Genomic DNA, 21,609 nt, shown 5'->3' on the forward strand with positions numbered 1-21,609 from the left:
ACGCCTATTATTGAGATATCCGAAGGCGTGCTGTCTTCGGATATCTTTAGTTTATAATTATTGATATATGAAAAAAAGTCGGCTTATTTTGGGACTGGATATTGGTGGGACTTCTATCAATGCCGGACTATTAAAGGACGGTAAACTGATTGACAAGAAGGTAATCCCAACTCCATCTCATGCCCCTCAAGAGGTAATTTTATCTACCATTGCCGAATTTATCTCTTCCTACTTTTCTTATGATATAGAAGGAATAGGTATAGGTATTCCTGGACTTATTGATTCCAAGAATGGTATCGTATATAACTTGGAAAATATTCCTGCTTTTACCAAAGTTGCGCTTAAAAAACACCTTGAAGAAAAGCTTAATAAACCTGTTTTCATAAATAATGATGCCAACTGTTTTGCATTGGGCGAATATAAATTTGGCGATGTAAGCAAATACAGCCATGTAGTCGGTATAACATTAGGAACAGGAATCGGAACAGGTATTATAACAAACAATTCCCTATATACTGGTTTCATCTGTGGAGCTGGAGAATGGGGTGGAGTTCCTTATATGGATAGTAATTTTGAGAATTACTGTGGTAGTAAGTTTTTCAATACTTTCCATGAATCTACTGCAAAAGATTTGGCTGAGAAAGCTGCAAAAGGTGATAAAAAGGCCCTGAAAATATTTAAACAATACGGAATGCATTTAGGAAACTTAATTAAGTATATCCTATTCACCTATGCGCCGGAAGCGGTGGTAATCGGCGGTTCAATTAGCAAAGCATACCCTTACTTTTCAGAAAGCATGCACGAAACGGTCAATACCTTTCCATACAAATCCATTAGTGATCACTTAGAAATCTATACTTCTACCGTCGAGGATGCTGCCATAATGGGCGCGACAGCCTTAGTAGAAGAAAGTAATGTTTCTGAAGTTAATATTATAAAATAAAAAATCCCTCGATGAATCCATCGGGGGATCATTTTTTAGGAGAATATTAGTTGGTAATAATAAAATAACATTTTATATTATATTCGGTTGGGCTACTCAACTAACGGCTTATATTTAGTATAAAATGCATGACAAAATAATTACCCGAAGTACTTTAACCTCATTTATTTACAGTCTTTGTCTATTATTTATCTTCCCCAATTTTATTCAAGGGCAGGATAGATCAGGTTTTGAAGACATTCCTCATAGAAAATCAGGAGTCAAGTTCAAGAATATGCTCAATGAGGATGAAAAACACAATATCCTTACCTATGAGTATTTCTACAATGGCGGCGGTGTGGCCATTGGAGACCTAGACAATGATGGGCTGGATGATATTTTCTTTACTAGCAATATGGGCCCCAATAAGCTATATCAAAATCTAGGGAATTTTGAATTCAAAGACATAAGTAAAAAAGCCGGTATCAGCGGCAAGGATAGCTGGTCGACTGGTGTGGCCATGGCTGATATCAACGGGGATGGTCTATTGGATATTTATGTTTCCTTTTCAGGTGAAGGAAATACAGATAGTCGAAGAAATGAACTTTATATTAATGAAGGTAATTGGGTCTTCACGGAACAGGCAGCGTCTTATGGACTCGATGACCCTTCCAACAGTACTCAGGCCCTGTTTTTTGATTTTGACAAAGATGGGGACCTTGATATTTACCTCCTTAATCACCACATAAAAGTCATCCATGATTTTGAATTTCAAGAAGCAAAAAAATCAAGACACGAATTTGCAGGTGACAAGCTTTTCAGAAATGATAATGGACATTTCAAAGACATAAGCGAGGAAGCAGGCATTTATGGCAATGCCCTTGGCTTTGGTCTAGGAGTCATTTCCTCTGACCTCAATGATGATGGTTGGCCTGACATCTATGTTTCCAATGATTATATAGAGTCAGATTATCTCTATATAAATAATGGAGATGGGACATTCACTGAAAAACTCAACGAGCAACTCCAGCATATCAGCCATTTCTCCATGGGATTGGACATCTCTGATATTAATAATGATGGCCTTAAAGATATCTTTACCTTGGATATGCTTCCAGAAGATAATAAGCGTCAAAAACTGCTCTATGGGCCTGAAAACTATGAACAATATGCCTTGATGATATCTGAGGGTTTTCACCATCAAAACATGAGGAACATGTTGCATATCAATCATGGAAATGAAACCTACAGTGAAATCGGACAGTTGGCGGGAATTTCCAATACGGACTGGAGCTGGTCTTCTTTATTTTTTGATATAAACAATGATGGATTCAAAGATCTCTTTGTAACCAATGGCTATTACAGAGATTATACCAATCGCGATTTCCTTAAATACAAGGGGGATTATTATTTCCAAAAGGCCATTGCCAGAGAGCAGGCAGACACCTTATTTTTGGTGACTTCCATGAGCTCCACTCCTATCCCTAATTATGCTTTCCAAAATAATGGTGACTTAACATTTACCAATAAATCTGCAGACTGGGGTATAGATGAACCAGGCTTTTCCAATGGTGCAGCCTATGGGGACTTGGATAATGACGGGGACGTAGACCTCGTGGTCAATAACCTGAACGATTATGCGTCTGTCTACCAAAACAAAAGTTCAAATAAAAACAAGGGACATTATCTCCAAATAAAATTAAAAGGCCAAAATAAAAACACTTTTGGCATAGGAGCCCAAGTTTCGGTATTTACCCAAAGGGCTTCACAAACCTTGGAAATGATGCCTACAAGGGGCTTTCAGTCTACAGTGAGCTACACACTTCATTTTGGACTTGGAGCTAATCCATCTGTGGACTCGATAAAAGTTAAATGGCCTTCTGACAAGACACAAATATTAAAAAATATTCAAGCTGATCAGCTTATCATTTTAGAAGAAGAAAAAGCTGATACAGCCCCTACAACTGGTGATCCGGTAGCAAAACCTGTATACCAAAGTATGGAATCACCTGTTCCATACAAACACCAAAGATCCAATTATAATGATTTTAAAAGACAACCTTTATTGGTTGAAATGCCCAGTCATTTAGGACCTATTATGGCTGAAGCTAAGACCCTTGATGGCCATACCCTTCTATATGTGGGTGGCTCGAAAGGCAATCCTGGTAAACTCTACTTAAGCAATGAATCCGGGAAATTTAAACCGATCAATTCCCTACGTCTGGACGACAGCTATTCTGATGCTGATGCAGTTTTTATAGATGCTAATCAAGATGGACATCCTGATCTTTATATAGCAAGTGGCGGTTACCATAATTATACAGCCACCGATGAAGCTCTTCAAGATAGGCTATACATGAATGATGGTACCAATAACTTCAGTCTTGCCTCTGAAATGTTGCCTAAAATGCTGACCAGTACATCTGTAGTAAAAAGTGCTGACTTTAATAATGACGGCTTCCCTGATTTGTTTTCAGGAGGTAGAATTATACCTGGAAAGTATCCAGAAAGCCCAGAAAGTTACCTACTCATCAATGATGGAACAGGTAAATTCATTGACCAAACAGCTAGCCTTCTACCTGAGCTTTCCCATCTTGGAATGGTAACCGATGCACAGATTACAGACCTCAACAGCGATGGCTTTGATGATATAATTGTTGTAGGTGAATGTCTACCTATTCAAGTTTATATCAACCAACAAGAAAATGGATTTAAAAACCTCACCAATCAATGGCTAAAGGATTCTCCTCATGGCTTATGGTCCAGTTTGGCATTGGGGGATTTTGATAATGATGGAGATGTAGACCTTATTGTCGGAAACTATGGATTAAACTCCCAACTTCGCGCTAGCAAAGACCAGCCCATGACCCTCTATTATGGTGACTTTGACAATAACGGTTCTGTGGATCCTTTAATGGTTAAATACTTCAATGATGAGCCCTTCCCTTTTGCCAGTAGGGATGAGCTTTTGGACCAAATATATGGATTAAGAAGCAAATTCACTGATTATGATTCCTATTCTGACGCGAAGATTGAAGATGTACTTTCCAAAGAGCAATTGAACGAGGCCCAGAAACTAACCGTTAATGAACTGAGAACCATTTATTTGGAAAATAACGGATCATCCTTTATAACTCATGAGCTTCCTATCGAAGCACAATTTGCTCCTGTTCACAGCATTGTAAGCTTTGACTTTAATGAAGATGGGAATCTTGATTTTATCCTTGGTGGAAACCAAACCTATACCCGCTTGAGAATTGGGGTCATTGATGCCAATTACGGTGAAGTCTTTCTAGGAAATGGCCAAGGAGATTTCAACTACCTTCCTCAAAAACAATCTGGTCTATCCATTAAAGGAGATGTCAAATCCATCCTTCCATTGACTATCAACAACAGTCACGTGCTCCTATTTGGATTAAATAACCAAGGAATAGTAGCCTATCAAAAAAGTAAATAATTATGATTTATTATATAAGTAAAAATAAATATGCACTGTCAACATTGCCAGCCATATTGATAGTAATAGGCTTAGTTCTTTCTCCCCTTGACCTCAATGCACAAACAAGGGAGCAAAAGGTAAACCTCTATGTCAAAAATCTATTTTCCATTACTGAGATAATGGTGTCCGATGTTACTCCACCTACTGGAGCTTCGAGATTCTATGCCTATAGCACATTGGGAGCTTATGCCATCATGGTTGGAGAACAAGGAATAAAAGATTCTTTTATTGGAGAATTCAATCAACCCTTGGATATCAATTATCCTACTACTTCAGATATTGACAGTACTTTCAGCGCGATTTATTGCATGCTGGAAGTGGGCAAAGGGATCATGCCCTCGGGAAAATTATTGAGCAAAACACAAGAAGAATTATTTCAGCAATTCAAATCAAACCGCTGGGCAAATAAAAAAACTTTGGAAACTAGTATGGTTTATGCCCAAGAGATTGCCCAACAAATTCTTGCCTACGCAAAAACAGATGGCTACGGTCAACTTAGTGCATTACCTAGATATACCCCTGCCAATAAGCCAGGAACTTGGTACCCTACCCCCCCAGCCTACCTTATGGCCATTGACCCAGAATGGAAAACTATTAGAACATTCTATATTAAAGATTTAGAGCGTTTCAAACCCATTCCTCCAGCGCCATTTTCTATGGAAAAAAACAGTTCCTTTTATAAACAAGTAAAGGAAGTGTATGATACCACTCAGGTATTAAACCAAGAAAAAAGGCTGATAGCCAACTTTTGGGATTGCAATCCATTTATGGTTTCCTATTCTGGTCATATGGCCATTGGGCTTAAAAAAATATCTCCAGGAGGTCACTGGGTAAATATCACAGGAATTGCCAGTAAAAAAGCCAAATTGAATTTCTTTCAGACTGTTGAGGTGCATTCTATGGTTTCCCTTGGGCTTCATGATGCTTTTATAAGTTGTTGGGAAGAAAAATATGACAGTGACCGAATTCGGCCGGAAACCGTTATCAATAGACATTTGGACCAGAAATGGCGCCCTATCCTTCAGACACCTCCATTTCCTGAATATACAAGTGGACACAGTGTTATCTCCAGAACAAGCGCAGTTTTGCTAACCAGTTATTTTGGGGATAATTTCGCCTATATAGACACTTCAGAAGAGTACTTTGGACTCCCTCCTAGAAAGTTTAAATCATTCATTCAGGCTTCTGATGAAGCAGCTATTTCAAGACTTTATGGTGGCATTCATTATAGGGATGCCATAGAAGAGGGTATCAAGCAAGGCAATAAAATTGCTGCACACATTCTGGACAGAATTGAACCTAAAGCTACACTTACTCAGAAATAAAAAAAGCCTTTCCATAATTGGAAAGGCTTTTTTTATCCTTAAAATTAATTTTTATTTCCTTTGAAAGTCATCCTGAACCCTCACAATATCATCCTCATTAGATGGGTTTGCAGGGTCTGTATGCATCCATATTTCTGCTACAACACCCCAATTGTCCATTCCTACCAATCTATGTCGCTCTCCTTTGGCCAATTCAACTACTTCGCCTAATACCAATGACTTTAAATCACCTTCTTCATCGGTTGGGCTGGTCACAATACCACCTTCACCACCAACTAATTTCCATATTTCAGCCCTTCTGTGGTGATATTGCCATGATAGTCTTTTTTCCGGACCAACAATTAAAATCTTCGGACTCAGTTTTTGCTTTAATTGAGCCTCAGAAAATTCCACACTGGAAAAAAACTGAGACCTGAATTTACCAATTTGACTTTCATCTATAACAAAAAAACCACCCCATGGCCTTTCTCTGTCTTCAGCTGCAACTTGATATCCATTAAAATCCAACCAGTCTTTTATTTGCTTAAAGATTTCCTCTTTGGAGGCATTTTTTTCTATCTTCATATGGTTAACTGTTATTATTCTCTTAGTTAAAATTATAAATTGTTATACTTTAATCCTTGAAAAATAAGTTTTTATTTGGTCTTGACCTCATATGAAAAGTTAGTTTTCCACCTTTCATGATATCATCATGCTTGATAAAAGGTATAAGCAGTTCTTCTCCATTCAAAAACACTTTATTGACATAAACATTTTTTAGTGATTGGTTTTTCACCTCCACTTCAAATTGTTTGCCATTTTCCAGATTAATTTTCGCATTTGCTACCAAAGGACTACCTAAAGCATAGTCCACAGATCCTGGAGCCACGGGATAAAAGCCCAATGCACTGAATATATACCAGGCGCTCATCTGTCCAAAATCATCATTCCCCCCAAGTCCATCTTCACCATTTTGGTACATGGCTTTCAGGATCATTCTTATCTTATCCTGTGATTTCCAAGGTTGATCAGTCCAGTTATATAAATAAACCACATGGTGAGAAGGTTCATTCCCATGTACGTAATTACCAATAATCCCTTCTCTTGAAATATCTTCTGTATTGGCAAAATATCTATCAGGCAAATCCATGGAAAACAAGGAGTCCAAATGAGGAACAAACTGCTTATTTCCGCCCATCATTTTGATCATTTCCTCAGGAGCATGTGGTACGTACAAACTGTAATTCCAGGCATTACCTTCTATAAATCCCTGTCCATGTGTATCCAAAGGATCAAATCCAGCCTTCCAAGTACCATCCTTCAGCTTAGGCCGCATAAACCCTGTTTTGGAATCAAAAACCTTTTTATAACTCTCTGCCCTATTTTCAAACTCCATTGCAATATCATTCTCGCCCAGCTTCTTAGCCATTTGAGCGATTGCCCAATCATCATAGGCATATTCCAAGGTTTTCGAAACTGATGCTCCACTCACATCTTCTGGAACATAGCCCTTTTCCATATATTCTCCAATACCATCAAAATAACTGGTCTTGGCAGTTTTTACTGCTGCTTTCAGGGCATGATCTGTATCAAAGTCCACATTGCCCTTCACTACTGCGTCAGCGATCACCGAAACGCTATGATAACCGATCATACACCAGTTTTCATTGGCATAATGGGACCAAATCGGCAACATTGGATGAACACTTTGATCAAAATGTGCCAACATGGACTTAATCATGTCCCGATTCCTTTTGGGCTGAAGTATATTAAATAAAGGGTGTAGAGTTCTATAGGTATCCCAAAGAGAAAAACTGGTATAATTGGTAAAACCATCTGCTTGATGGGTATTCATATCCAATCCCATATAGTCTCCATCTACATCCATATATTCAGTAGGACCTAAAAAGGCATGATACATGGCCGTATAAAAATTGACCATATCTTCTTCCTCAATAGTACTTACCTGCACCTTGTTTAACTCCTTGTTCCACTGGTCTACTCCTGCCTGATGGATCTCATCAAAGTCCCAATTTGGAGTTTCCACCTTCATATTATTCAATGCGCCAGCTGTACTTACCGGGGAAATAGCCAATTTTAAAACCAAGTCCTCTCCATCTTCAAGATCAAAATCAAAATAAGCCCTTATTTTTCTACCAGCTGCCTCTGGGAAATTTTCAGTCTCCTTAAATCTTCCCCAGAAACCTTTGTAAGCTTGTTTATCATCATACTTTTGGTGCCCATAATTCTTGATAGGCTTATTAAATGACAGGGCAAAATATACCTTTCTTGTCCTTGCCCAACCTGATGTTTCTCTATATCCTGTGACCAGAGTGTCATTCTCCACCCTCATAAAGGTCCAAAGATTCTTATTATCATAATTGTAAATCCCTGCCATCAGGTCCAAAACAATATGGGCATCCTCGCCTTGTTCATAAGTATAACGATGAACACCGACCCTAGTAGTAGCTGTCAGCTCAGCATTTATGCCATAATCTTCCAATCCCACTTGATAATATGCCGGTGAAGCATTTTCATTTTCATGTGAAAAACGAGACCTGTACCCTGAATCGGGATTTTCGGATGTGCCTGGATTAAGTTGGAGAGGGCCACTGGTGGGCATGATCAGAAAATCTCCTAAATCAGAATGCCCCGTTCCACTAAAGTGAGTATGACTGAAGCCTACTATAGTAGCATCATCATATTGATAACCTGCACAATAACGGTAAACTTCAGGATTATACCGACCGTTGACCTCATAGGGAATCGTATCTGTATCAGGACTAAGTTGCACGCTCCCAAATGGAACCGTAGCCCCCGGGTAGGTATGGCCCATTTTTGCTGTTCCGATCATTGGATCAACATATTGGCTAAGGTTCTTTGTCTGTGATACTGCAGGATAAGCTAATACCAACAGAAAAAATGAAATTATTATTCTATTTGTCATCAATTACGTTTTTTTGATTTTATAGCCTGCCAAACCATAATAAACAATATATAAATAGCAAACCATTGGGACCAAGAAGGACAGCTGAACACTCCCTGACAGATCAGCAAACAAACCCTGCAATGGGGTAATTACGGCTCCACCAACAATGGCCATTACCAATAAAGAAGAGGCCTGGGCAGTATATTTTCCTAAGCCTTTAATGGCCAGGCTGAAAATAGTTGGAAACATAATTGAATTAAACAAACCCACTGCTACAATCGACCATAAAGCCAACTCTCCTTCTGTTAACAATCCAATAGTCAATAAAGCAATTACACTAAGACCAAACAACCATAAGGTCCTATTAGGAATAAATTGCCCAAGGATGATAACCACTACATTCAGAGCAATAAAGGCAAGTGCATACAGGGCCATATCCATTCCATAAACATTATAAATTGTTACAAAAGATAACATCGTGATGGCGCCAATAATAAAGAACCTGTTCATGTCCTTTTTAAAATCCGCAAGGGCAACCGCTCCAAAAAACCTTCCCACCATAGCTCCTCCCCAAAATAGGGCAAGGTAATGACTAGCTTCGGTTTCATCCAAACCTGCTATCTCTGGTAATCTGGCAAAGTTAATCAAATTACTACCTATGGTTACTTCTCCTCCTACATAAGCAAAAATGGCTCCGATTCCCAAAACCAAATGCTTATGCTTCAATGCCCCACTGTCCGAAACGATCACTCCTTGAGCATTCACCTCTGGTAATTTGAATAGCTTAAAGATCAAGGCAATAAAGATCAATGTCAATGCCAGGCCAATATATGGCAATTTTACAGCATCCGCACTTATTTCAACCTCTCCCATGGCCCCAAAGATCAAATATCCTCCTATTAAAGGTGCAATGGTTGTACCCAGAGAATTAAAAGCCTGAGTCATGTTTAACCTACTCGAAGCCCCCGATGGTTTGCCCAGAATGGTCACATAAGGATTGGCTGCGATCTGTAAAATCGTAATTCCCGAGGCCAAGATAAACAAAGCAAAAAGGAAAAACGCATAGCTTTTATAGCTAGCCGCTGGATAGAAAAACAGACATCCTGCTGCAGAAATAATAAGTCCTAAAATGATGCCATTTTTATAACCTATTTTGCCAATGGGATCACCTTTGGTAACGGAAATAATATAATACAATAAGGAGATAAAAAAATAGGCACCAAAGAAAGCCGTCTGAATCAGCATGGCTTGCCAATTTTGAAGGGTAAATACCTGCTGCAAATGAGGTATCAATATATCATTCATGCAGGTAATAAATCCCCACATAAAGAATAACATCGTTACTAGAAACAAAGGACCAAAAAACTTTTGACCTGCGTCAAATTCTACATTTTGGTCAACTGGCTGGGTTACATTAGTTGAGGCCATTACTTTGAAAGGTTATAAAGGTTTATGAATTGTTTATTAAATTTTTTCCTGATGTTGGTTCCAACTACTAGCCGCTCCTATCAGTGCAGCGCTTTCGCCAAGTTCAGAAATTCGAATTGGAGTGGACAAATTTGATTTGGCCAATTCCTCTTGTACCACAGGAATAAATAAGTCTCCGGCCTTAGTAATATTCCCCCCTATCACAATGACTTCAGGGTTTTCTTTTTGGATGAAAATTTTAAGGAAATCTGCTAAGTTCTCACCAAATTCCCTAAAAATTTCCTTTGCTATAGCTTGGTTTTCTTTCTTTTGGGTCAATTCCCTTACTTCCCTGATGACCTGACCGGTCTTTTCTCGATAGGCTTTTACAAACCATCTCGTCGAAACGAAGTCTTCCACAATAACACCTCTAAATGGGCTACACCAAAGGGCTGCATCTTGGGCAAAGTCCCCATGGTACCTTGAACTTCCGAGTCCAGTCCCCAGGGTAAGTCCAATGGCGCTGTTCACTGATTGAGCAGCGCCACTGGCCACCTCTCCCTGCAAGAAACAAGCTGCATCATTTTCAAAATGGATCTGATCCACATGAATCCCCAAAGCCTCAGCCAACATATCTTTCACATGCAGCTCATATAAGGACTGATATTTCCCTTGATCCTTAATAAAAGAGATCCCTTCGGGATAATCAAAAGGACCAGGCATGGCGATACCGATTTTTACATCGGCAGCATCATAACCTGGCACTGATGATATTGCTTCTTTCCATTCCTGGATGATAGTCATAGCATCACCTTGGGAGTGCACCGCTTTCCTGACCACTGTGGATTCATCCAATCGATAATCATCCAAGTTGACCATTCCTGCAGTGATATGAGAACCACCGATATCTATGCCTATTACTTTATTACTACTCATAAATACATTTTGAAACTAACACCCATTGGTGCATGTCATTCCAAGAGAACTTTTAAATTATTCCAATGATAAAGAATAAGGGAAGTCCTCCTCCTTAGTACCTCTTTTCTTATTTGGGGATGAGCTCATATCAAAGTCAAGTTGGGCTCCTTTTAACAGCTCCTTATGACTCAACCAGTTTTTGGAATATTTTTTTCCATTGACCTTTAGCCCATCGATATATTTGTTTTCAGTACTGTTTTTAGGAGCATTAATGGTAACCTTGTTGCCGTTTTGTAAATCAAGGGTGATTTTCTTAAACAATGGTGCTCCCAAAACATACTGGTCTGTTCCCGGACAAACAGGATAGAATCCCATTGCTGAGAATACATACCAGGCTGATGTCTGTCCATTATCTTCATCTCCACAGTAGCCATCCGGGGTTGGACGATACATTCGGTCCATGGTCTCTCTTGCCCAATGCTGGGCTTTCCACGGCTGACCTGCATAATTGTACAAGTAAATCATGTGCTGAATAGGCTGGTTACCATGAGCATATTGCCCCATATTGGCGATTTGCATCTCACGAATTTCATGGATAACTCCGCCATAATAACTTTCATCAAAAACTGGGGGCAAAGAAAACACCTTGTCTAATTGGCTAATAAATCCTTCTTTTCCGCCCATCAATTCCATCAAGCCATTGATATCATGGAATACAGACCAGGTATAATGCCAGCTATTTCCTTCTGTAAATGCATCTCCCCATTTGAAAGGATTGAAAGGCGCCATAAACTCCCCATTCTCATTTTTACCCCTCATCAATTTCGTTTCAGGATCGAAGAGCTTTTTATAGTTCATACTTCTTTCCTTATACAGTTCCACCTCTGCCTTGGGTTTTCCTAGCGCTTTGGCCAATTGGTATATGGTAAAATCATCATAAGCATACTCCAAAGTTCTGGCAGCATTTTCATTGATACCTACATCATAAGGAACATAGCCCAATTCCTTATAATATTCTGCTCCAGCTCTGCCGACAGCCGTCAAAGGCCCCGCATTATTGGCTCCATTGATCAAGGCTTCGTATAAAGTCTCTATATCATAATCATAGTCGCCCTCATATTTCAAATAGGCATCTGCTACTACAGAAGCAGAGTTATTCCCTACCATCACACTTCTAAGACCAGGGCTTGCCCATTCTGGTAACCAGCCACTTTCCTTATAAGCATTGGCCAAGCCTTCCTGCATTTGTGCATTTAGTTCAGGATACATTAAATTCAGGAATGGAAATAGCGACCTGAAGGTATCCCAGAATCCAGTATCCGTAAACATATAACCAGGCAATACTTCCCCATTATAAGGACTATAATGCACTACATTCCCGTCTGCATCATATTCAAAAAACTTTCTTGGAAACAAAAGAGATCTGTAAAGGCAAGAATAAAAAGTTTCCATTTGATCTACAGTACCACCTTCAGCCTTGATTCTTCCAAGCTCTTCATTCCATACATCTCTGCCTTTTTCTTTTACTGTTTCAAAATCATCATTGCCTATCTCCTTAAGGTTGAGCATTGCCTGTTGATAGCTAATAAAAGAAGACGCAACTTTGGCATTGACCACTTCACCCTTTTGGGTAGAAAAACCTATAACAGCCCCAACATGATTGGACTCTGCTTCCAGCTCATCCTGAAGTTCACCGTCTTTAAAGGTTTTATTGATTGTAAAAGCCTTATCAAATTCGATAACAAAATAGTTTTTGAAATTATCTGGTACCCCGCCGCTGTTTTTAGTGGTATAACCGATGATTTTATTCTCTCCAGGAATGACTTTCACGTAAGATCCTCTGTCCAAAGCATCCAATACTACATAAGAGTGGTCATTTTCAGGAAAGGTAAATCTGAATCTGGCTGCTCTCTCCGTTGGAGCAATTTCAGTAGTTACGTCAAAATCGGCCAAGTAAACACTATAATAATGTGGCTTTACAATTTCTGATTTATGGGAAAACCAGCTAGCTCTTTCATCCTCCTTAAACTTAAGGTCTCCAGTTACTGGCATGATCGCAAATTGGCCATAATCATTCATCCATGGAGAAGGTTGGTGAGTTTGCTTGAAGCCTCTGATCTTATCAGCATTATAAGTATAAGCCCAACCGTCACCCATTTTACCGGTCTGTGGTGTCCAAAAGTTCATTCCCCAGGGCAAGGCTATTGCAGGGTAAACATTTCCATTGGACATACTGGGCTTAGAGTCTGTCCCCATCAAGGGTTTAACAAAATCAACAGGATTCTCCACCTTTTCGACAAGGTAAGATTGTCCATTGACCGTCAGAGCAACCGTCATTAAAGCAATGACATTGGTCCAAATTTTCTTCATTTTATATTTTTATTTAGGGTTTAAAGGAATTCCTGCTTTTGCACTGAAGTGATAAAGAAAGGGAGTTCGTTTAATAATTAACTTTCAAAACACAAATATATTATCTGAGACACAAAAAGCTAAACCCTTTTAGTATTATTTAGGAATTATTTTCACTGATGGTGATCCCCATACCTGTTCTAAAATTAACTTTACGGCTTATAAGCAAAAAAAATCCCATCCTGATTAGGACGGGATTTAATCAAAATTGTAAATTTTAATTAATTATTATAATCTGGATTTTGCTCAAGTTCTGGATTTCTTTGTAATTCTGTTTCAGGAAGCGGGAATAACAAATGTTTCTCTTCAATTATCTTTCCTAAAATATTATTTGCCCCAACAGCGTCTACAAAGCTTATTTCACCAGGATTGGATGCAGAAGTTACAGGGAATTTTCTCGTTCTCTGAACATCATCCCATAAAGTGAATTCAAAAACTAATTCCCTGAATCTTTCCTTCCAAACTTCTTCTGTAAAATCAATTACAGAAAGACCATTTAAAGACTGTTTGATATCATTTTCATCCATTTCCCAGTAAGCTCTTCCTCTTACAGCTGAAAGGTAATTGATAGCCTCATCCGTAACTCCTTCACTTTGTGCAATGGCTTCTGCAGCAATCAACAAAACATTAGAATAGGTCATCACAGGAATATCCTTTCCTGAATTGGCCGTTTCAGACAATGCCAAGTCATCATGCCAATAGTAAGGAGCTTTGGGGAAGTCAATAGTAGAACCATCTTCACCCGTAATTTGAGAGTGGAAGAATTGCTTCTCTTGAATTCTCAAATCACTATCTGGATCATAGGCCCAATAAAACTCATCCATAGGCAGATAACCTCCATTGGTAATACTGTAGGCTACTTCTGAAGTCACAGAAGTGGGATAACAATATACAGGATAGGAACTGGTCGATATACCTTCCTGATATTCAATAAAATAAACATACTCCCCTGCTGAAACATCAGATTTCCTGATTTTGTTATAAGCAGAATTATTGGCAATCAAATTGTCCTGGGCATCATAATCATGTTGCTCAAGTGCATAGGCACCACTGTTAATTACTTCTTTTGCCCAAAAAGCAGCATCTTCATAATGATCTTCCTGAAGGGGGTAACCACTCATGGTCAAATAAACTTCCGACAACAATGCTGCAGCTGTGCTCTGAGAAATCCTCTTCTCATTATTACCCATAGAAGCCATCCCCAATCCGTCTTGATTTGCAGCAAACTCCAAATCCTCTACAATCAAATCATAAACCTCTTTTACAGTTCCTCTTGCGATATACAAGTCTTCTAAAGATTCATAAGGATCCGTGATCACTGGAACACCTCCGAACATCTTTACCAAATAGAAATATGTAAAGGCCCTGAAGAACTTTGCTTCGGCCAACAAATTATTGGCTTCTTCGGCAGACAAACCTGGAGTTTCTGGTATGTACTTGATAGCATTGTTAGCTCTTGAAATACCTCTGTACATATCTCCCCAAAGACTGGTCAAATAGGTGGAAGTATTTCTTCCGTCCAAAGTCAATTGCAGAGAATTTTGAACATGTGGCTCTTGACCTTTGTATTCATTATCAAAATAACCTGACATATAGCCTCCCAACATGGACCTAGAACCTCCATAAGAAGAGGCTGAATTAACAATCTGGGGGCCGCCATTTCTATATAGGGAATTCACCGCTGAATAGGCATGCTCAGGCACAGAGAAAAACTGCCCTGATGACATTTCATCTCTAGGCTCTTCCTTCAGAAAATCTGAGCAAGAAGCCAGTAGAAGTGCATTTATTAATATTAAAGCTATTTTTTTCATCTTCTCTTATTCTTGGATTTTAAAACTGAACACTTAAGCCCATAGTGAAAGTCCTAGGCTTAGGATACTGGAAGAAGAAAATATTCTGCCCCCATTGATTCCCTCCCCATGAACTACCTTCTGGATCATAACCTTTGAAGTCCTTAGAGCTGATCAAAAATGCATTTTGGACACTGGTATACACTCTTAAATTTCTCAAATGAAGACGGGAAAGCACTTCGTTATCAAATGTATATCCAAGAGAAATCAAGTTACCTCTCAAATAAGACCCATCAGCTACCCAGTGATCATCCACTTGGCTATTTTGTCCACTGTATGCTTGGTTTCTGATTTGTTGAACAAAGGTATCCTGGTTGTTTTCAGTCCATCCATCATATAAAATACTAGTCAAACCGTTGGCAATACCTGATCTATCTTCTATAGAGTGATAATATTGTTGAAGAATATCCACTCCATAAACAAATTGTAGATCCAATGTCAAGTCAAAATTCTTATATCTGAAATTATTGGTAAAACTACCAGTCCAATCTGGAAGCCCGTTGCCAATGATCTGCTGTTCTTCAGAACGCTTTGCTTCACCCGGTACGGCACCTACCTCTGCAGCCTCACTCACTTCATCGGTACCCCAAGTCCCTAACCTTCTGTAGCCCCAAAAAGAACTTAAAGGCTCTCCAACTCTTAGAATAGTTTGGCTACCTGACACCCAGTTTGGTCCAGGGAATATATCTTCATCATTTTCACCCAATGATTCTATTCTGTTTTTATTATAATTGAAGTTCAAGGAAGTTTCCCAATTAAAATCCCTAGTTGATACTGGGAATGCTCTTACCAATGCTTCAATACCTCTATTGGATACAGAGCCGATATTATCCCTTACCGCTGAGAAACCGGAAGTATAGGGCACTGGCCTATCCAAAAGCAAATCTGTGGTTAGCTTATAGTAATAATCAAAAGCAAAAGATACCTTACCTTCCATCAAAGAAAGATCAAACCCTGCATCAAACTGCTTAGTTCTTTCCCATCCCAAATCAGGATTTGGCAAACGGTTTACATAACTTTCAGATACCCTCGTACCATTGATTAATACCGTACCGGCAGATACTGTACCCAAAGACTGGTACATGGGGATTTCAGTATTACCTGTGATACCAAAACTAGACCTTAATTTCAATTCACTAATGGAACTGGCATCCTGAAGGAAATCTTCATTGCTCAAAACCCAGCCTAAACCTACAGAAGGGAATACCCCATACTTATTATTTTCTCCAAATCTTGAAGATCCATCCACTCTAGTGGTTAATGTCACCAAATATTTATCGTCATAAGTATAACTTCCCCTTAAGAAATAAGAGTTCATGCTCCATTTGTTATAACTGGAACTAGGTGCACCGGGTTGGCTTGCTGCTTGGATACGGTCATATTTGAAAAAATCATCTGAAAAGCCTCTGGCATCCATATAATTCCCCTCAAACACCCTTTCCTGCCAACTAAGACCAAGGACGGCATTGATTCTATGCTTACCTATATCCTTTATATAAGTCAAATAGGTTTCTTCTTGCCAATAACTGGATCGCTGATCTTCGATGGAAGCAAAACCATTTGGACTTGAAATATTCAATAAATCCGTAGGATAATAATTTCTGTAATTATTATCATGAAGATCAAACCCAAACTGTGTTCTTAAATCCAATCCCTCCAATAGATGGAAAGTAGTATAAACATTTCCGAACAACTGGTTTCTATCTCTTAACCTTTCCTGAGTCTTCAACACGTGAACAGGGTTGGCCATTGGTTCAAGGTTATAAGGATCAGAGATCATAGAAGAATTACTCCAAGTACCATCAGGAAATTTCACAGGAAAAATTGAAGGCATTTCCAACATCGTCCTCCTTGGCACCTGACTACCTCCACCCTCTTCTACATTATTCTCAGAGGTCCTGTTTACCATTAAGTTGAATCCCATTGACACCCAGTCTTTCGGCTTAGTATCATAAGCTATTTTTGCATTTAGTCTATTTAGCCAACTTCCATGCATGATTCCTTGAAGTCTTGCATAATTTACAAAAGCTCCGAGTGAAGACTTTTCACTTTTTGACTGAATAGATAGCTGATGGTTTTGGGAAAAAGAAGTTCTCGTCGCTTCATCTTGCCAGTCAGTATCATATAATGGATTTCCGTTGGCATCAAATAGATTAGGATCATCAGTGGTAAATACAGGAGGAGTACCATCGTTGTATTTTGGATAATTTTCGAAGCCAGTTTTGACTACTTCCAAAAACTCCTGTGAATTCATCACATCCATTTTTCTAGCAAGAACACCTGCGCTCACGAAGCCATCGTATCCGATGACAACACCTTCAGTTTTAGCACCTCTTTTGGTAGTGATCAAAATCACCCCATTGGCACCTCTAGATCCATAAATGGCCGTAGAAGAAGCATCCTTCAACACCTCCATGCTTTGGATATCATTAGGATTGACAAAACTAATATCTTCCATCACAACACCATCTACCACATATAATGGAGAAGAGTCAGAATTGATGGTCCCTAAGCCTCTAATTACAACCCGAGGACTACTATTGGGTGCCCCAGAATTAAGGAATACATTCACCCCTGCTACCTTACCTTTGAGGCCTTGAAGTGCATTCATCACTGGTTCTTTGAGCAGGTCTTCACCTCCTACTACACCTACAGAACCAGTCAAATCTGATTTCTTTTGAATACCATAACCGACAACAACTACTTCATCTAGTGCTTCTGTATCTGATGACAGCACTATATTAAGGCTGGATTGACTTCCTACGGAAACCTCCTTGGATTCCATCCCTATAAAACTAAAAATCAATACAGATTCGTTGGACGCCACGGAAATATTGAACTTTCCGTCCAGGTCCGTTATTGTCCCATTGGTCGTCCCCTTCTCCAAGATCGATACTCCTGGAAGCGGTTCTCCCGATTCATCGGTTACTGTTCCACTGATCTGCTTTGCTTTGATTTCTGAAAATGCCACCAGAGGTTGGGCATTGTTTTCGGGTAAAATTGTAGGACTTGCAGTGGCATAGGAAAAAGATCCTAATACACCTGAGAGAAGCATTGTCATTAGACCTCCTCTCATTCCCCGAAAGTTTGAAGTAGATCTACCATCTAGAATGGTAGTATCTTTAAACTTTGCTTTCATGCGAAATTCTGGATTTGGGTTTGAAAATAATTTTGACTAAAAAAGGCTGTCCGTCCAAAAAATAATGGCTGGAACCACCTCATTCAAGCCATAAAGCTAAACCCATTTAGTAAAAATGCAAAATCGTTTTATCTCATTTGACTCCAATGAAAAAGCAGGGCTATTGAACTAACACAGGTCATCCTAAAAATAACGTTATTCAAACAAAAAAATGAGACCATAATCACAAAATCCCAGAAATTAACATCTACATTTTTTTTAATAAATTATTCCTATTATATTAATTAATTGTACTATTGGCCTAGAACAACAAACAAAATTATCACTTTATAAATATGATATCTTGAAAAATTAGCAACACCTAATCAGTCCATTAGGATACTAATAAAAAAAACTCACCGATCATATCTAATAGATTAGTGAGTTCTTATTTCTTTTTTTAACCTATGTGCTATTTACTCATCCCTACTTTCTTCTTGGAAGACTCCCTTTCATTTACTGAGGCTTGTAAGACTATTTTCTTTACCTTTCTTTCCTCCACATCTGTATTAATCAGTTCTAGCATAGTGCTGATTAATTTTTGAGCTATTTCTTCTTTCGGTTGAACAATACTCGTTACAGTAGGTGTGTTGAATTTGAAAAATTCATTATCATCAAAAGCAATCACGGCCATATCTTCAGGTATTTTTATTCCTAACTCCTTCATTACTTGCATTCCTTTCATTGCCAAATAATTGGTTGCAAAAAATATGGCATCAAGTTCTTTATTATTTAAAAAATAGCCTTTTAATGCCTTAGCAGCATCTAAAGAAGAATATGAGCCAAAGGGAACTTTCAATACTTTGGGGCTGATTCCCAATGTTTCACACATTTGATCATAAGCCTCTTTCCTGTCCTGCATTTGAGATTGATTACTATCTAAAGTAACAAATCCAATTTCTTTCAATCCATTTTCCAAAAATAAATCCAAACCTTGCTTTGCACCCTGAAAGTTATCTATCACTACATGGCTGCATTCCACATCGGGTAGATACCTATCAAACAGGATCATTGGATTTCTGTCATTAGACAATTCCTTTATTAACTTTGGATCCATTCCTACTGGAGGTGTCAGGATGTACCCATCAACTTGTAAATCCTTGAAAACCCTGATCAATCCCATGGTCTTTTCCGGATCATTATTCGTACTACTATAGATGATTTTATAACCATCTTTAAATGCCTGATCTTCAATAAGCTTAGCAATGGTAGCAAAAAAGGGATTAGAAATATCCTCTACCATAAAAACAATAATATTGGACTTTCCTGTCCGTAAACTTTTTGCCAGCTGACTGGGATAATAGCCTATTTCTTTGACATAAGCCTGAACCTTATCTATTAATTTCTGGCTAATTCTATTTTCTTCCGCCTTGCCATTCAGCACAAACGAAACTGTTGTGACAGAAACATTTAGCTCCTTGGCTATGGCTTTTATAGAGTGTTTTTTCTTTTGCATTTGCGGGATTTATACTAAGCAAAATGGCTCATAAAATAGCGCCATTTGAGTTTGTTAAATACCAAATATAATCTATTTTCTGAAAAATTAAAGAGACTTTCCCATCTAAGCTTATATGTTCATAAAACAAAAGGCCATTCAGAAGAACAGCCTTTTGCAATAAGAATCATAATTGAAATCATTCTACATCCCACCATATTCTGGTAGTATAAAGATCCAGGCCTTGTCTTGCCACCGCAGCATTATAACCTTCAGGATTATTGGCTGCTTCAGAACCTGGATATCTCAACCTTCTTGGAATAGTTCCATTGGTTTGATTTCCAGGATAATTTACAGGCGTCAAGACAGGAAAACCAGTCCTTCTCCAATTGGCATAAGCCTCATATTCATTGAGTAGAGTTGCAGCCCAATATTGTTCACCCAATATCCTGTCCCATTCGGCACTGTTATATGGATTGGCAGCCAAATAAGCCGCTATATCTGCATCAGCTATTTCAAGACTGGCATCATAGACCATATACTGTTTCATAGCAGCTGTAACACCAGCATTATAGTGATCTACTGCATTACCGGTTGCCCAGCCTTTTTCAATCGCTTCTGCTATTAGAAATTCTACTTCCGCATAGGTCTGAAAAACCATGGGAGATTCTCTTAATACAAACAGCGGATTGATTCTACTGTAATCATCTCTTCTTGCAGAAGAAGTATATAAAGGATCGAAATTTTCAATGGTGTTACCATCATAGCCATTAGGAAGTCCCATTGGTTCTCCTCCGTTCCTAACCCAACTCAACTTTTCCAAACGTGGATCATCACCTGCGATCATCCAATCTACAAAAGTCTTACTAAGCACGCCTTGGTCATCATTGGTATAGTTTGTTCCGTCATAATTAAACACATCGCCTATACCGTTTCGGTTAATACCAGCTGGCCCATCAGTATGTGAGATATAACAGATATCATCATTACTGGTCATTACGCCACCGGCAATAGCCTTTCCAACGTATTCTTGGGCTATATTCGGGGCCACATTGCTCATTCTCATTCCTATTCTTAACATCAAGCTATGCGCAAATTTTCTCCATTTGTCCAAATCCCCGCCATAGATTAAATCTTGACTTCCTGGATTAATCTGAGACTCATCCAATAGCGCCACCGCCTCCTCCAATTCATTGGCTAAATCAGGATAAATTTCCTCCTGAGGATCATAAGTTGGGAAGAAGTTTTGATCAATAAATCCCTTACCAGCATCAAAATAGGGAACATCCCCATAGATGTCAGTTATTCTTTGGAAAGCAAAAACTTTCCAGATCCTAGCAATAGCATGGTAATTGACATTTGAACCATCATTCCCCTCTTTCGTGGGATCTGTGATATCTGCCAAATTCACCAAATCCTTCACATAATTTACATAGGCCCTATCCCATAATGCAGCGGAATAGGAATCATTGTGCAAATATTTATCCCCTACCCAATAGGTAGCTAAAGCAGCAAAATGTTGAATCATCACAGACTGAAAAATCATCACTGTTCTCCAGTTTTCATATCGCTCGCCAGAAGTCTGAAGCTGTGTATAGGCCAAAATAAAGCCCGGGTCAATCTCACTAGCAACTCTTGGGTCTACATTAAGCTCTGCTAAATTATCAGTATTACAGGCATTGAAGGACACCATAAGCATGAGGCACAAAGCTGTAATTTTTATATATATCGTCTTCATTGTTTTCATAATTTTGGAAC

Annotated in this window: 12 protein-coding genes; 3 read left to right on the plus strand and 9 right to left on the minus strand. The window is 38.8% G+C overall.

The annotated features are described in order from the left end of the window. Window positions 1-67 precede the first annotated feature (67 nt). The 3 genes from H7U17_RS11740 to H7U17_RS11750 all read left to right on the plus strand — a co-directional run bounded on the left by H7U17_RS11740 (window position 68) and on the right by H7U17_RS11750 (window position 5,746). Window positions 68-943 (plus strand): ROK family protein, encoded by an 876-nt coding sequence (locus H7U17_RS11740; protein WP_186756914.1) that lies wholly within the window; start codon window positions 68-70, stop codon window positions 941-943. Window positions 944-1,067: 124 nt separating this feature from the next. Beyond that, complete coding sequence (locus H7U17_RS11745) at window positions 1,068-4,379, plus strand: VCBS repeat-containing protein (protein WP_186756915.1); 3,312 nt, start codon at window positions 1,068-1,070, stop codon at window positions 4,377-4,379. 2 nt (window positions 4,380-4,381) lie between these two features. Continuing rightward, on the plus strand, window positions 4,382-5,746 hold the full coding sequence (locus tag H7U17_RS11750) for a vanadium-dependent haloperoxidase (RefSeq protein ID WP_186756916.1): 1,365 nt from the start codon (window positions 4,382-4,384) through the stop codon (window positions 5,744-5,746). 51 nt (window positions 5,747-5,797) lie between these two features. Here the strand turns inward: H7U17_RS11750 and H7U17_RS11755 are convergent, their stop codons facing one another. The 9 genes from H7U17_RS11755 to H7U17_RS11795 all read right to left on the minus strand — a co-directional run bounded on the left by H7U17_RS11755 (window position 5,798) and on the right by H7U17_RS11795 (window position 21,589). Then, window positions 5,798-6,310: a cupin domain-containing protein gene (locus tag H7U17_RS11755; protein ID WP_186756917.1), complete on the minus strand. Its 513-nt coding sequence runs from the start codon at window positions 6,308-6,310 to the stop codon at window positions 5,798-5,800. Window positions 6,311-6,359: 49 nt separating this feature from the next. Continuing rightward, window positions 6,360-8,672 (minus strand): GH92 family glycosyl hydrolase, encoded by a 2,313-nt coding sequence (locus H7U17_RS11760; protein WP_186756918.1) that lies wholly within the window; start codon window positions 8,670-8,672, stop codon window positions 6,360-6,362. A gap of 3 nt (window positions 8,673-8,675) precedes the next feature. After that, window positions 8,676-10,082 (minus strand): sugar MFS transporter, encoded by a 1,407-nt coding sequence (locus H7U17_RS11765; protein ID WP_186756919.1) that lies wholly within the window; start codon window positions 10,080-10,082, stop codon window positions 8,676-8,678. A 36-nt stretch (window positions 10,083-10,118) separates the two neighbouring features. Then, on the minus strand, window positions 10,119-10,997 hold the full coding sequence (locus tag H7U17_RS11770; protein ID WP_186756920.1) for an ROK family protein: 879 nt from the start codon (window positions 10,995-10,997) through the stop codon (window positions 10,119-10,121). 57 nt (window positions 10,998-11,054) lie between these two features. After that, window positions 11,055-13,349, minus strand: coding sequence for a GH92 family glycosyl hydrolase (locus tag H7U17_RS11775; RefSeq protein ID WP_186756921.1), 2,295 nt, complete (start codon window positions 13,347-13,349; stop codon window positions 11,055-11,057). 260 nt (window positions 13,350-13,609) lie between these two features. Beyond that, window positions 13,610-15,199 (minus strand): RagB/SusD family nutrient uptake outer membrane protein, encoded by a 1,590-nt coding sequence (locus H7U17_RS11780; RefSeq protein ID WP_186756922.1) that lies wholly within the window; start codon window positions 15,197-15,199, stop codon window positions 13,610-13,612. A gap of 19 nt (window positions 15,200-15,218) precedes the next feature. Further along, window positions 15,219-18,377, minus strand: a complete 3,159-nt coding sequence (locus H7U17_RS11785; RefSeq protein WP_222439193.1) for a SusC/RagA family TonB-linked outer membrane protein — start codon at window positions 18,375-18,377, stop codon at window positions 15,219-15,221. Between the two features lie 451 nt (window positions 18,378-18,828). After that, window positions 18,829-19,872 (minus strand): LacI family DNA-binding transcriptional regulator, encoded by a 1,044-nt coding sequence (locus H7U17_RS11790; protein WP_186756923.1) that lies wholly within the window; start codon window positions 19,870-19,872, stop codon window positions 18,829-18,831. A 178-nt stretch (window positions 19,873-20,050) separates the two neighbouring features. Beyond that, entirely contained in the window at window positions 20,051-21,589 is a 1,539-nt protein-coding gene (locus tag H7U17_RS11795; RefSeq protein WP_186756924.1) for a SusD/RagB family nutrient-binding outer membrane lipoprotein, read from the minus strand. Window positions 21,590-21,609 lie beyond the last annotated feature (20 nt).

The sequence above is a fragment of the Echinicola salinicaeni genome, assembly GCF_014280965.1.
Classification (GTDB): domain Bacteria; phylum Bacteroidota; class Bacteroidia; order Cytophagales; family Cyclobacteriaceae; genus Echinicola; species Echinicola salinicaeni.

Excerpts from the sequence above, each read along its gene's own strand:
- H7U17_RS11740 (WP_186756914.1), top strand. The coding sequence starts at position 68 with ATGAAAAAAAGTCGGCTTATTTTGGGACTGGATATTGGTGGGACTTCT.
- H7U17_RS11745 (WP_186756915.1), top strand. The coding sequence starts at position 1,068 with ATGCATGACAAAATAATTACCCGAAGTACTTTAACCTCATTTATTTAC.
- H7U17_RS11750 (WP_186756916.1), top strand. The coding sequence starts at position 4,382 with ATGATTTATTATATAAGTAAAAATAAATATGCACTGTCAACATTGCCA.
- H7U17_RS11755 (WP_186756917.1), bottom strand. The coding sequence starts at position 6,310 with ATGAAGATAGAAAAAAATGCCTCCAAAGAGGAAATCTTTAAGCAAATA.
- H7U17_RS11760 (WP_186756918.1), bottom strand. The coding sequence starts at position 8,672 with ATGACAAATAGAATAATAATTTCATTTTTTCTGTTGGTATTAGCTTAT.
- H7U17_RS11765 (WP_186756919.1), bottom strand. The coding sequence starts at position 10,082 with ATGGCCTCAACTAATGTAACCCAGCCAGTTGACCAAAATGTAGAATTT.
- H7U17_RS11770 (WP_186756920.1), bottom strand. The coding sequence starts at position 10,997 with ATGAGTAGTAATAAAGTAATAGGCATAGATATCGGTGGTTCTCATATC.
- H7U17_RS11775 (WP_186756921.1), bottom strand. The coding sequence starts at position 13,349 with ATGAAGAAAATTTGGACCAATGTCATTGCTTTAATGACGGTTGCTCTG.
- H7U17_RS11780 (WP_186756922.1), bottom strand. The coding sequence starts at position 15,199 with ATGAAAAAAATAGCTTTAATATTAATAAATGCACTTCTACTGGCTTCT.
- H7U17_RS11785 (WP_222439193.1), bottom strand. The coding sequence starts at position 18,377 with ATGAAAGCAAAGTTTAAAGATACTACCATTCTAGATGGTAGATCTACT.
- H7U17_RS11790 (WP_186756923.1), bottom strand. The coding sequence starts at position 19,872 with ATGCAAAAGAAAAAACACTCTATAAAAGCCATAGCCAAGGAGCTAAAT.
- H7U17_RS11795 (WP_186756924.1), bottom strand. The coding sequence starts at position 21,589 with ATGAAGACGATATATATAAAAATTACAGCTTTGTGCCTCATGCTTATG.